Source organism: Streptomyces sp. NPDC050636 (assembly GCF_040654775.1).
Lineage (GTDB): Bacteria > Actinomycetota > Actinomycetes > Streptomycetales > Streptomycetaceae > Streptomyces.
The window spans coordinates 461,752-473,937 of the sequence record NZ_JBFAIP010000001.1; the positions used below are offsets into that span (position 1 = coordinate 461,752).

A 12,186-nucleotide genomic window follows, 5' to 3' on the forward strand; every position below is an offset into this window, starting at 1 on the left:
CATCTCTGGCTTTTCGGTGCCAGAAAACGGGCTTCGACGAGACTACTCCCCCCATAGAGGAGCGGACGGAGCCCCCTTGACGCGCCCCGTCCGCTCCGTCCGCCCGCTCGCGTCCGGTGGCCTACTCGACCTCTTCGGGCAGCTCGCCGACGCGGTTCTCCCACTTGGTGGAGAGCACGATCGTGGTGCGCGTACGGGAGACGCCCTTGGTCCCGGAGAGCCGCCGGATGGTGCGCTCCAGGCCGTCGACGTCGCCCACCCGCACCTTGAGCATGTACGAGTCGTCGCCGGCGATGAACCAGCAGTCCTCGATCTCGGCGAGGTCCTTCAGCCGGCGCGCGACGTCCTCGTGGTCGGCGGCGTCCGACAGCGAGATACCGACCAGCGCGGTGACGCCGAGTCCGAGGGAGGTGGCGTCGACCGTCGCGCGGTAGCCGGTGATCACGCCGGCCGCTTCGAGCCGGTTGATCCGGTCCGTGACGCTGGGCCCGGAGAGGCCGACGAGCCGGCCGAGCTCCGCATACGAGGCCCTGCCGTTCTCGCGAAGTGCCTGGATGAGCTGCCTATCCACCGCGTCCATGCCCTCAAGCCTTCCAATCTTTACGCATTTTCGGGTTCTGCATGTAGAATCTAAGGCATACAGGGCCTCAGACCCTGTAAATCTTCGAATAACACCGACGATCAACGACGATCTTCACAGGAGTTGTCACCGTGTACTCGATCGAGATGGCCTACGCCCGCATGCGCGAGCTGCAGGACCAGGCCAATCGTTCACGTGCCCACCAGACCGCGGCCCCTCGGTCCCGGCGCCGCCTTCGCCGCGCCGCCGCGGAAGCCGCCGCAGCCAAGAAGGCCTAGGACGCCTCGGGGGCCTCCCCCTTGGAGCCACCCCTGAGCTCCCCTTCCCACCGCCGGTACAGCCCGTGCGGCACCTCTGCCGCATCGAGCACCCGGCCCGCGACGAAGTCCACCAGATCCTGGATGTGCGTCGCTCCCGCGTAGAACGCAGGCGAGGCGGGCAGCACCACTGCGCCCGCCTCGTCCAGCGCGACCAGATGCTTCAGCGTCGGTCCGTTCAGCGGGGTCTCCCGCACCGTGACCACCAGCCGGCGGCGCTCCTTGAGCGTCACGCTCGCCACCCGCTGGAGCAGATCCTTCGAGAGCCCGAGCGCCACCCCGGCGACACATGCCGTGCTCGCCGGGACGATCAGCATGCCCTTCACGGGATACGAACCGGACGACGGGCCGGCCGCCAGATCCCCGGCCGGCCAGTACCGCACATCCGCCAGCCGGTCCTCCGTCACCGGAAACGTCCCCGGCTTGCCATCGGCCCCGAGCGCCAGCCATTCCCGCAGGTCGGACCGCCAATGCGCATCCCGGAAGGCGATACCGGTCTCATCCATCAGCGTCAGCCGCGACGCCCGGCTGACGATGAGATCCACCGCCTCGCCGGCCGCGAGCAATCCCCGTAGCACGGACGCGGCATACGGCGTCCCGGACGCACCGGAGATTCCCACGACCCACGGACGGCGTCGGCCGGGGTCCTGATTGCTGGTGTTGCTGTGCGGCGGCTCCACAGCATCGAGCCTATCCGGCGGAACCACGGACCCCGTCACGGCCGTTCTTACGTGTGAACCGTTGTGGGGGATGCCGCACGATGGGGGACACGGGGAGGACCGGGACATGACACGAGTGAAGGCCGCGATCTGCCTGATGCTGGGCTGGGTCGGGCTGCTGTGGCTGCTGGAGGGCGTCGACTACGCCGGCGGGAACGCACTGGACACCTTCGGCATCCAGCCGCGCGACTTCGGCGAGCTGGCCGACGTGGTGCCCGCCGCCTTCCTGCACTTCGGCTTCGGCCACCTGGCAGCCAACTCCCTGCCCCTGCTGCTGCTCGGCTTCATCGCCGTGCTGCGCAGCGGGGTGCGCCGCTTCCTGGCGGTCGTCCTGCTGATCATCGTCGCCAGCGGGCTGGGCGTCTGGCTGACCGCGGCGCCCAACAGCAACACCGCCGGCGCCTCCGGTGTCGTCTTCGGACTCTTCGGCTATCTCCTGGTGCGCGGCTTCATCGAGCGCAAGGCCCTCGACATCGGCATCGGCCTGGCCGTCGGCGTGGCGTACGGCTCGATCGTGTGGGGCGCGCTGCCGAGCGACAGCGGCATCAGCTGGCAGGGCCATCTGTTCGGGCTGATCGGCGGCGTGCTGGCGGCCTTCGCCTTCCGGCAACGCCCGCGGGCCGTCACGGCCGGTGCCACTGTCCGACCCGTCCCGTAATCTCAGACGCACGGGAGCCGCCGGACAAGGCGCGGGACGCCACAGGCACGGCGGGGGAACACAGCGCAGGAACCACGGGGTGAGCACAGCATGTCCGACTACCACCAGCCCGGATACGGGAACTATCCCGGCGGACCGCAGCAGCCGTACGGCGCTCAGCCGGGGTGGAACCCGGGCGTCCAGCCCGGCGGCTACGGCTATCCCACGGGGACCGGCTATCCGGCCGGTTCCGGATACGGCCCCCAGCCGCCGGTCTCGCCCTCGACCGGCCCGGCACTGTGGGCCCATGTCGGCGCGGTGCTGACCGTCACCATGGGCTCGCTGCTCTGTTGCGGCCTCGGCGCCTTCCTCGGCTGGATCGCCCCGCTGTCCGTCCGCGGCAACGAACGCCACAAGCAGGACCCGTACGTCCGCCACCACGCCACCCAGGCCCTGAACTTCGGCTTCACCCAGGCCATCGTGGCGTTCATCGGCATCCTGCTGTACGTCGGCAGCGCCCTCGTCTTCGAGGTGGCCGCCAATGACATCCAGCGCGCCGGGTCCGGTGTGGCGGTCCCGCTGCTGACCGTGATCGGCATCATGGTCGCGTACGCGATATCCGGCATCGTCTGCGCGATCATCGGCGCCACGAAGGCGAAGAACGGCGAGCTGTGGACGTACCCGCGGCTGATCGCGTGGCCGATGAGCAAGGGGTGACGGGCGCACGGGGGACGACGGGCGACGCGGCCTGACGGACCTTCCGCGGCCCGTCGGACCGTCAGGCCATCGCCCATCAGGCCAACACCCGTCAGGCCATCGCCCTCAGACCGTCAGCCCACGCACCAGCAGATCCAGCAGCGCGCAGACGAACAGCGCGATACCGATGAAGCCGTTGACCGTGAAGAAGGCCCGGTTGAGCCGGGACAGGTCGTGCGGGCGGACGATGGTGTGCTCGTAGAGGAACGCCACGGCGACGATCACCAGGCCGGCCCAGAAGAAGGCTCCGGCGCCGGTGGCCAGCGCGTACCAGACCAGCAGGACCGTGGTGACGGCATGGCTGGCGCGGGCGCCGTGCAGCGCCGCCGGGATGCCGAAGCGGGCGGGGACGGACTTCACGCCGTGCGCCCGGTCGGCCTCGACGTCCTGGCAGCCGAAGATCAGGTCGAAGCCGCCGATCCAGACGCCGACGGCGAGACCGAGGATGACCGCGTCCCAGGACCAGCTGCCGCTGATCGCGATCCAGGCGCCGACCGGCCCCATGGCCTGGGCCAGCCCCAGGATCGCGTGCGGGAAGTTCGTGAAGCGCTTGCCGTACGGATAGACCACCATCGGCACGACCGCGACGGGCGCCAGCGCCAGGCACAGCGGGTTGAGCAGCGCCGCGGCGCCCAGGAAGATCACCACGGCGATGAGCGCCCCGGTCCAGGCGGACTTCACGGTGACCGCGCCGGTGACCAGCTCGCGCCCCGCCGTCCGCGGATTCCGGGCGTCGATCTCCCGGTCGATGATGCGGTTGCAGGCCATCGCGAACGTCCGCAGCCCGACCATGGCGACGGTGACGAGCAGCAGCCGGCCCCAGTGGATGTGCTTGTCCCACTGGAACATCGCGGTGAGCGAGGCGATGTACGCGAAGGGCAGCGCGAAGACGGAGTGTTCGATCATCACCAGGCGGAGGAACGCCTTGGTCCGGCCCGGCTGGGGTACCGCTGCGGCGGCGGAGGCGGTCACAGCCCGTACTCCTTCCAGCGGCGGTCGACCTTCGCGGCCGTCTGCGGGTCCGACTCGACCATGTCCGGCCAGCCCCCGTCCCGCGTGTAGCCCTCCTCGGGCCACTTCTTCGTCGCGTCGATGCCCGCCTTGCCGCCCCAGAACTGCTGGTAGGAGGCGTGGTCGAGATGGTCGACGGGGCCCTCGACGACGGTCAGGTCGCGGGCGTAGTCGGTGTTGCCCAGCGCCCGCCAGGACACCTCGTGCAGATCGTGCACATCGCAGTCCGCGTCCACGACCACGATCAGCTTGGTCAGCGACATCATGTGCGCGCCCCAGATGGCGTGCATGACCTTCTGCGCGTGCTTGGGGTACTTCTTGTCGATCGAGACGATCGCGCAGTTGTGGAAGCCGCCGGACTCCGGCAGGTGGTAGTCCACGATGTCCGGCACGATGATCTTGAGGAGCGGGAGGAAGAAACGCTCCGTCGCGCGGCCCAGCGGCCCGTCCTCCGTCGGCGGCCGGCCCACCACGATCGACTGGAGCAGCGGCCGCTTGCGCATGGTGACGCAGTCGATGGTCAGCGCGGGGAACGGCTCCTGCGGCGTGTAGAAGCCGGTGTGGTCGCCGAACGGGCCCTCGGGCAGCATCTCCCCGGGCTCCAGCCAGCCCTCGATGACGACCTCGGCGTTGGCCGGCACCTGGAGCGGAACGGTCTTGCAGTCGACCATCTCGATCCGCTTGCCCTGGAGGAAGCCCGCGAAGAGGTACTCGTCGATATCGCCGGGCAGCGGGGCGGTGGAGGCGTAGGTCACGGCCGGCGGGCAGCCGAAGGCGATGGCGACCGGCAGCTTCTCGCCGCGCTTGGCCGCGACCTGGTAGTGGTTGCGGCTGTCCTTGTGGATCTGCCAGTGCATGCCGATGGTGCGCTTGTCGTGGCGCTGGAGCCGGTACAGACCGAGGTTGCGCACGCCCGTCTCCGGGTGCTTGGTGTGCGTCAGCCCCAGGTTGAAGAACGAGCCGCCGTCGTCGGGCCAGGTGAACAGCGCCGGAAGCGCGTCGAGGTCGACGTCGTCGCCCGTGAGCACGACCTCTTGTACGGGCGCGCTCTCGCCCTTCACCTTTTTCGGCGGTACGTGCGTCATGTTGGCGAGCTTGCCGAACGCCTCCCGCACACCGACGAAGCCCTGCGGCAGCTCCGGCTTGAGCAGCCCGCCGATCTTGCCGCTGATCTCGTCGTACGCCTTCAGGCCGAGCGCCTTCAGCAGCCGGCGGTCGGTGCCGTAGACGTTCATGGCCAGCGGCATCGCCGAGCCCTTGACGTTCTCGAAGAGCAGCGCCGGACCCCCGGCCTTCTGCACCCGGTCCACGATCTCGCCGACTTCCAGATACGGGTCGACCTCGGCCTTGATGCGCTTGAGGTCGCCCTCCCTGTCGAGCGCGCGCAGGAACGAGCGAAGATCGTCATAAGCCATGCGTTCCAGTATCGGGTACGCACTACCCTGTACGGGTCACCGGGCCCCGCCGCGGGCCCGCCATCGCTCGCAGGGGGCCCGTTCCGCAATGGTCAGGTATCTGCCGTTCCTTTTGGTGCTGGCGCTGTGGATCTATGCGTTCATCGACTGCCTCAACACCCCTGAATCGCAGGTGCGGGGCCTGCCCAAGGTGATCTGGGTCATCATCATCCTGCTGTTCGGCGAGGTGCTGATCGGGCCGGTCGCATGGCTGGTCGCGGGCAAGAACCGGCGTCCCGTGTCGTCCGACGGCAGCACGCCCTCGCAGTGGCACCGCAATCGCGGTGCCAAATGGGTCGCCCCGGACGACAATCCCGAGTTCCTCAAGTCCCTCAAGGAAGAGAACAAGAAGGACGAGGGGCTGCTGAAGGACTGGGAGGCCGATCTGCAACGCCGCGAGGAGGAGCTGCGCCGTAAGAACGGCGACGCGGCGGACGGCCCCGAGGACACACCGCCCGCCAAGGGCTGAGCCCCAGCGAGGAGAGTGACCGTCATGGACCGGGCACGGGGCCGGACGGAGGGTCGGGAGCAGGACCGCGCCATGCTGGCGACGGCGGTCGCCGAGGCGCGGGCCGGGCTGGCCGAGGGCGGCATCCCGATCGGTGCGGCGCTCTACGGGCCGGACGGCGAGCTGCTCGGCCGGGGCCGCAACCGCCGCGTCCAGGACGGCGACCCGTCGATGCACGCGGAGACCGCCGCCTTCCGGGCTGCCGGCCGGCAGCGTGGCTACCGCGGTACGACGATGGTCACCACCCTCTCCCCCTGCTGGTACTGCAGCGGCCTGGTGCGCCAGTTCGGGATCTCCCGGGTGGTGATCGGCGAGGCGCGGACGTTCCACGGCGGGCACGACTGGCTGGCCCGGCACGGCGTACGGATCGTGCTGCTGGACGACGCCGAGTGCGCGGCGATGATGCGCGACTTCATCGCCGCGCGTCCGGCGCTGTGGAACGAGGACATCGGCGACGAGTGAGCCCGCCGGCCGCCCGGCCTAGGGCCTGTCCGATGGGTCATGGCCGGGCCCTAGCGAATTCAGTGGTCGGCCGGCCTCGGCATCCGTCAGGATGAGCCCTCATGAGCACCGGCCCGAACGCCCCCGCAGACACGACGGCGACCGGCGAACCCGCCGCCCCCGCCGAGCCACCGCGCCGGATCCGGGCACTGCACACCGAGCGGACGGTCACCGTCTACCAGGCGTACGCGCCCGCTCTGGGTGTCCCCGCAGCGCGCGACGGCCGGTTTCCCGCGGCCTGGAAACGGGAGCGGATGACGTGGATCAAGCCGTCGTTCCTGTGGATGATGTACCGCTGCGGCTGGGGCACCAAGGCCGACCAGGAGACCGTGCTCGCGATCGAAATCGACCGGACCGGCTTCGACTGGGCGCTGCGCAACGCCTGTCTGTCGCACTACGACTCGGCCGAGCACCCTGACCGCCGCGCCTGGCAGCGGCAGTTGAAGCGCTCGTCGGCACGGGTGCAGTGGGACCCTGAGCGCGATCTGCGGCTCCAGCAGCTGCCGTACCGGTCGTTGCAGCTCGGCTTGGCGGGTGAGGCGTCCCGGTGCTACGCCGATGAGTGGACGGTCGCCATCACAGACGTCACTCCGCTGGCCCACGAGATTCATGCGCTGGTGCGCTCCGGGGACACGGCGGCGGCCGCCGCACTGCTGCCCGAGGAGCGCCCGTACCCGGCGCCCGAGGGAACCCCCGCCCTCAGCTGATTCTCCTGACGCCCCCGCAGAAACGCGTACCGCAGACGCACCGCGCCACTACCCGGCGCCCCGGTCGTACTCCTCGTACAGCGCGCGCCAGCGGGCGAGATTCCACGTGGACCAGTCGATGGGCCGGCCGGCCAGCGCCGCGGCCAGGTACTCGAAGTGCTGGTGCCAGCCGGCCAGGTTGGCGATGACCGCACTGTCCGGGGTGACCAGCTCGTTGGTGAAGCGCAGCCGGGTGCCGCTGGGGCGGTCCGGGTCCGGGGCGGTCTCGAAACGGATCCGGCCGTGGACGTCGACCGTGTACTCGGCCAGCCGGGTCGGGCCCCAGCCGGTGACCCGGCCGGGGGCGACGGTGGACCGCCCGTTCTCGTCCGCGTTCAGCCAGCGCAGGGTGATCGCGCCGCCCTCGTGCCGCTCGAAGGGATCGGCGGCGGCGAGCCAGCCGGGCAGGCCTTCCGGGGTGGCGACGGCGGCCCAGACTTCCTCCACAGGCTGGGGAAAGCGCAGCGGGAAGGAAATGGTGCGGGTGTCGGCGTCGGAAACGACGGTGCCGTACGGGATCGGGCTCTCCATGAGGACACGATCGCGTACGGCACCGGTGTTCGCAGTTCCGCGCGGCGTTCAGCGCAGGGGTTCGGAGCGGCCGTTCAGACTCCGGCGTAGGAGTGCAGGCCGGTGACGAAGATGTTCACGCCGAAGTAGTTGAAGAGGTAGCAGGCGAACGCGATCACGCCCAGCCAGGCGGCCTTGCGGCCCTTCCAGCCGGCCGTGGCGCGGGCGTGCAGGTAGCAGGCGTAGGCGACCCAGGTGATGAAGGTCCAGACCTCCTTGGGGTCCCAGCCCCAGTAGCGGCCCCAGGCGGCCTCGGCCCAGATGGCGCCCGCGATGATCGTGAACGTCCACAGCGGGAAGACGGTCGCGTTGATGCGGTAGGCGAACTTGTCGAGCGAGGCGGCCGAGGGCAGCCGTTCCAGGACGGAGGTGGCGAAGGCGCCGGGCTGCGGGCCGGCCGGGTCGGCGAGCTTTGCCTCGTGGCGGTCGCGGAAGAGGAACAGCAGGGTGGCGACGGCGCCGAGGTAGAGCGCCGCGCCGGACAGGATCGCGCAGCTGACGTGGATCCACAGCCAGTACGAGTGCAGCGCGGGCACCAGCTGGTCGCTGGCGGTGTAGAGCACCGAGATGGCCAGGCCCAGGTCGAGCAGCACGGTGGTGACCAGGGGCAGACCGATCCAGCGGACGTTCTTCTTGAGTGCGAGCAGCAGCAGGTAGAGGCCGACCGCGACCGCGGCGAAGGTCGTGGAGAACTCGTACATGTTGCCCCAGGGGGCACGCTGCACGGACAGGGCGCGGGTGACGACCCCGCCGACGTGGAGCGCCCAGGCCAGGACGGTCAGCGAGACGGCGATCCGCCCGTAGAGGTCGCCCTTCTCGGTGCCGCCCGCGGCGCCCGGCCCGTCCGGGACATCGCGGCTGCCGACGGCGGCCTTGGTGATGATCTTGGGGCGCTCCAGTACGGCGGTGCCCCCCTGCTTCGCCACCTGGACGGCGGCCGCGGCCGGCGCCTTGGCCTGCGCGGTCAGCGCGGCGGCGGTGCGGCCGACCTTGCTGCGGCTGCCGAACACCCACTCCGCCATGTGCGCGATGAAGGCGAGGGTGTAGACAGCCATCGCCGAATAGACCAGCAGGTTGCTGTTGTGCGCCAGTGTCTCGTTGGCTGCGGCAGCGATGTTCACGCGCGCGCTCCTTCAGAGGGGTCAGCAGATTCGGCAGGATCGGCAGGATCGGCAGAGTCGGCAGGACCGGTCGGGTCGGTCGGCTCCGCGGAGTCTTCTGCGGCTTCGGAGTCTTCGGTGTGTGCGGAGTCGTCGGCGGGTTCGGCGGATGCCCCGGGGTCGGCGGGTTCGACGAGCGGGGCGTCGGTGCCCAGTGCCACCGCGAGATCGGCGAGTTCCTCCGGCAGCCGGGGCGACTCGCTGCGGCCGAGGCCGGCCATTTCGACGACGGTGACGCCGACGCCGTTCTCCTCGACCCGCTCCGCCCGTACCCACACCCGGCGGCGCTGGATGAACAGCGAGGCGGCCAGGCCCAGCAGCGCGGCGACCGCGCCGGTCAGCGCGAGGCCGTTGCCGGGCTGGTGGCTGATCGTGAAGCTGGCCCAGTCCTTGATGCCGTCGAACCTGATGCTGCCGTCGCCACCGGGCAGCTTCATCGATTCGCCCGGCAGCATCATCTTGGCGACCGGGGCGCCCTTGCTGTCCTTGTACTGCTTGAGGTTCTTCTTCTCCAGCTGGTAGACGTTCTGCGGCAGTCCGGAGTCGACGCCCAGGTCACCGTGGTAGGCGGTCAGCGTCAGCACCGGATAGTCCAGCGCGGGGAACTGCGAGAACATCGAGCCGGAGCCCTTGCCGCCGAACGTCGGCACGAAGAAGCCCTGGAAGCCGAGCTGGTTGCGCTTGCCGTCCTTGGTCTGCGCACCCGGCACCTTCACCACACCGGTCGAGGTGAAGTTCTTGCTTTCCTGCGGGAGGAAGGGCACCGCGCCCTTGTAGACGACCTTGCCGCGGCCGTCCTTGACGGTGACCACCGGCGCGTAGCCGTGCGAGAGCAGGAAGACCTTCGAGCCCGCGATGTCCAGCGGCTTGTTCACCTCGATCGCGGTCTTGTGCTCCTTGCCGTCCGCGCCGGTGAAGTAGCTGACGTTGGCGCGGAAGGTCCGCGGGGTGCCCTTCTGCGGTCCGGTCCGCTCGTACGTCGCGTCGAACCCGTCGAGCGTGAAACCGAACGGCTCCATGGTCTCGGTGTCGAAGAAGGGCCCGGACTTGAAGTCGTCGTACTGGGTGAGGTTGTTGGAGAAACCGTCACCCTCGGCGATCAGCTTGCCGCCCTCGGACTTCCACAGGCTGCCGACGGCGAACGCCACCAGCATCACGATCAGCGCGACATGGAAGACCAGGTTGCCGGTCTCGCGCAGATAGCCCTTCTCGGCGGCGACCGCGGAGCCGGACCGGTGGGTCCGGAACCGCCGCTTCTTCAGCAGCCGCTGCGCCGCCCCGAGGACCTCCTCGGGTGCCGCGTCCGTACGCCAGGTCGTGTACGCGGGCAGCCGGGTCAGCCGGCGCGGGGCGGCCGGCGGACGGCCCCGCAGCTGCCCGACGAACTGCCAGGTGCGCGGCACGATGCAGCCGATGAGCGAGATGAACAGCAGCAGGTAGATCGCCGAGAACCACACCGAGCTGTAGACGTGGAACATCCCCAGCTTGTCGTAGACCTCACCGAGGGTGGGGTGGTCGGACTTGAAGGCTTCGACCTTGACCGGGTCGATGCCGGTCTGCGGGATCAGCGAGCCGGGGATGGCACCTATCGACAGCAGGAAGAGCAGCAGCAGCGCCACCCGCATGGAGGTGAGCTGCCGCCAGAACCAGCGCGCCCAGCCGAGGGGGCCGAGCGAGGGGAAGCTGATGTCCTCGGCGGGCGCCGTGGAGAGCTGGGATCCGGCCGCGCCGAGATCCGTGGCCGTGCTGGACTCCCGGGCGTCCGGAACGCCGGGGTCCGGGCCCGGGTCGCGGGGGGTGTCGGTCTTCGTGGACATCGATCAGATCCCAACGGTGAAGCGTTGCGTCCAGCTCTGCAGCTCGAACATCAGACTGTCCCAGACGCCGGTGACGAGCAGGATGCCGAGCGCGACCATCATGCCGCCGCCGATCCGCATCACCCACACGTAGTGCCGCTTGATCCAGCCGAACGCGCCCAGCATGCGGCGGAAGGCCAGTGCGACGGCGATGAACGGCAGGCCCAGGCCCAGGCAGTAGACGACGGTCAGCAGGGCACCGCGGGCCGCGCTCGCCTGATAGAGGGAGAGGGTGTTGACGGCGGTGAGGGTGGGGCCCAGACACGGCGTCCAGCCGACGCCGAAGAGCACCCCGAGCACCGGCGCGCCGAGCAGCCCCATGGCGGGCTTCTTGTGGAAGCGCAGTTCGCGCTGGCCGAAGCGCTGGAGGACGCCCGCGAACGCCAGCCCGAGCAGGATCATCAGGCCGCCGAGGATCCGCGAGATGACGTCCTTGTAGCTCTGCAGCGTCTCCCCGAAAAACCCGAAGAGGGCGCCGCCGGAGACGAACACGGCGGTGAAGCCGAGGACGAACAGGGCGGCACCGGCCAGCATCCGGCCGCGCTTGGCCTCGGCGAGGTCGGTGCCGGCGACGCCGGTGACGTACGACATATAGCCGGGGACCAGCGGCAGGACGCAGGGGGAGAAGAAGGAGACCAGGCCGCCCAGCAGGGCGATGGGTACGGCGGCGAGCAGTGCGCCGGTCAGGATGGTCTGGTTCTGCGCGGTCTCGGCGGCGAGCTCGATCACGTGATCACTTCTCGGCGATCAGGGGGTCGACCATCTTGCGCAGACCGTCCTCGGAGAGCGGGCCGACCGCGCGCGCGGCGATCTTGCCGTCCCGGTCGAAGGCGATCGTGGTGGGGATGAGCTGCGGGTTGAGGCTGCCCTTGGGGAAGCGCAGCAGCAGCTTGCCCGGCGGGTCGAACAGGCTCGGGTACGGCACCTTGTGCTGTTCCTCATAGCTGTTGGCCTGCGACTTCGCGGCGTCGCGGGTGTTGATCCCGATGAACTGGACGCCCTTGCCCTTGGTCTCGTTCGCGACCTTGGTGAAGTTCGCCGCCTCGGCGATGCACCCCCCGCACCAGGAGCCCCAGACATTGAGGACGACGACCTTGCCCTTGTAGTCGGCGACGTCCAACTGCTTGCCGGTGGTGGTCTCGCCGGAGAGGTCGGGCGCCGGCTGCCGCTGCCCCTTCTTCACGGTGGCGAAGCCGTTCTTGCCCTGGACGTACCCGGTCTGTGACGAGCCGCCGGAGGCGCCTTCCCCGCAGGCGCTCAGCGTCAGCGACGCGACCGCGGCCCCTGCGGCGAGCAGGGCGATGCGGCTGCGGCTCGTGAGGCGGCGTGGGGCGCGGCAGGCACTCATGTGAAAAGTTTCGCATGGGCCGA

At 69.8% G+C, this 12,186-nt stretch carries 15 protein-coding genes; 6 read left to right on the plus strand and 9 right to left on the minus strand.

Annotated elements, in window-relative coordinates:
• Positions 1-121: 121 nt before the first annotated feature.
• Positions 122-580: an Lrp/AsnC family transcriptional regulator gene (locus AB0I10_RS02235; RefSeq protein ID WP_363150340.1), complete on the minus strand. Its 459-nt coding sequence runs from the start codon at positions 578-580 to the stop codon at positions 122-124.
• Positions 581-711: 131 nt separating this feature from the next.
• On the opposite strand from AB0I10_RS02235, the gene AB0I10_RS02240 reads away from it, so the two are divergent.
• Positions 712-858 carry a hypothetical protein gene (locus AB0I10_RS02240; protein ID WP_363150342.1) on the plus strand — a complete coding sequence of 49 codons (147 nt, stop codon included), beginning with the start codon at positions 712-714 and terminating at the stop codon, positions 856-858.
• Here the strand turns inward: AB0I10_RS02240 and AB0I10_RS02245 are convergent.
• Positions 855-1,577 carry a UbiX family flavin prenyltransferase gene (locus AB0I10_RS02245; RefSeq protein WP_363150343.1) on the minus strand — a complete coding sequence of 241 codons (723 nt, stop codon included), beginning with the start codon at positions 1,575-1,577 and terminating at the stop codon, positions 855-857. The genes AB0I10_RS02240 and AB0I10_RS02245 overlap by 4 nt on opposite strands.
• A 106-nt stretch (positions 1,578-1,683) precedes the next feature.
• On the opposite strand from AB0I10_RS02245, the gene AB0I10_RS02250 reads away from it, so the two are divergent.
• Together AB0I10_RS02250 and AB0I10_RS02255 are read left to right on the plus strand one after the other, a co-directional pair.
• Complete coding sequence (locus tag AB0I10_RS02250; RefSeq protein ID WP_363150344.1) at positions 1,684-2,274, plus strand: rhomboid family intramembrane serine protease; 591 nt, start codon at positions 1,684-1,686, stop codon at positions 2,272-2,274.
• Between the two features lie 90 nt (positions 2,275-2,364).
• Entirely contained in the window at positions 2,365-2,970 is a 606-nt protein-coding gene (locus AB0I10_RS02255; protein WP_363150345.1) for a DUF4870 domain-containing protein, read from the plus strand.
• Positions 2,971-3,075: 105 nt separating this feature from the next.
• Here the strand turns inward: AB0I10_RS02255 and mqnP are convergent, their stop codons facing one another.
• Positions 3,076-3,981, minus strand: a complete 906-nt coding sequence (gene mqnP, locus AB0I10_RS02260) for a menaquinone biosynthesis prenyltransferase MqnP (protein WP_363150346.1) — start codon at positions 3,979-3,981, stop codon at positions 3,076-3,078.
• The gene (locus tag AB0I10_RS02265; protein ID WP_363150347.1) at positions 3,978-5,435 is read right to left on the minus strand and encodes a menaquinone biosynthesis decarboxylase; all 1,458 of its coding nucleotides are present in this window, start codon (positions 5,433-5,435) and stop codon (positions 3,978-3,980) included. The genes mqnP and AB0I10_RS02265 overlap by 4 nt, the downstream gene beginning before the upstream one ends.
• 88 nt (positions 5,436-5,523) lie before the next feature.
• Between AB0I10_RS02265 and AB0I10_RS02270 the strand changes: the two genes are divergently transcribed.
• From AB0I10_RS02270 to AB0I10_RS02280, 3 genes are all read left to right on the plus strand, one after another.
• Complete coding sequence (locus AB0I10_RS02270) at positions 5,524-5,943, plus strand: PLD nuclease N-terminal domain-containing protein (protein WP_363150348.1); 420 nt, start codon at positions 5,524-5,526, stop codon at positions 5,941-5,943.
• A gap of 24 nt (positions 5,944-5,967) precedes the next feature.
• The gene (locus AB0I10_RS02275; protein WP_363150349.1) at positions 5,968-6,444 is read left to right on the plus strand and encodes a nucleoside deaminase; all 477 of its coding nucleotides are present in this window, start codon (positions 5,968-5,970) and stop codon (positions 6,442-6,444) included.
• A gap of 101 nt (positions 6,445-6,545) precedes the next feature.
• Entirely contained in the window at positions 6,546-7,190 is a 645-nt protein-coding gene (locus AB0I10_RS02280) for a DUF4291 domain-containing protein (protein ID WP_363150350.1), read from the plus strand.
• 48 nt (positions 7,191-7,238) lie between these two features.
• Here the strand turns inward: AB0I10_RS02280 and AB0I10_RS02285 are convergent, their stop codons facing one another.
• The 5 genes from AB0I10_RS02285 to AB0I10_RS02305 form a co-directional block, all read right to left on the minus strand.
• Positions 7,239-7,760 carry an SRPBCC domain-containing protein gene (locus AB0I10_RS02285; protein WP_363150351.1) on the minus strand — a complete coding sequence of 174 codons (522 nt, stop codon included), beginning with the start codon at positions 7,758-7,760 and terminating at the stop codon, positions 7,239-7,241.
• 74 nt (positions 7,761-7,834) lie between these two features.
• On the minus strand, positions 7,835-8,920 hold the full coding sequence (gene ccsB, locus AB0I10_RS02290; protein ID WP_363150352.1) for a c-type cytochrome biogenesis protein CcsB: 1,086 nt from the start codon (positions 8,918-8,920) through the stop codon (positions 7,835-7,837).
• Complete coding sequence (locus AB0I10_RS02295; protein ID WP_363150353.1) at positions 8,917-10,776, minus strand: cytochrome c biogenesis protein ResB; 1,860 nt, start codon at positions 10,774-10,776, stop codon at positions 8,917-8,919. Before AB0I10_RS02295 ends, ccsB begins: the two co-directional genes overlap by 4 nt.
• Positions 10,777-10,779: 3 nt before the next feature.
• Positions 10,780-11,544 carry a cytochrome c biogenesis protein CcdA gene (locus AB0I10_RS02300; RefSeq protein WP_363150354.1) on the minus strand — a complete coding sequence of 255 codons (765 nt, stop codon included), beginning with the start codon at positions 11,542-11,544 and terminating at the stop codon, positions 10,780-10,782.
• A 4-nt stretch (positions 11,545-11,548) separates the two neighbouring features.
• Positions 11,549-12,163 (minus strand): TlpA disulfide reductase family protein, encoded by a 615-nt coding sequence (locus AB0I10_RS02305; RefSeq protein WP_363150355.1) that lies wholly within the window; start codon positions 12,161-12,163, stop codon positions 11,549-11,551.
• Positions 12,164-12,186: the final 23 nt, after the last annotated feature.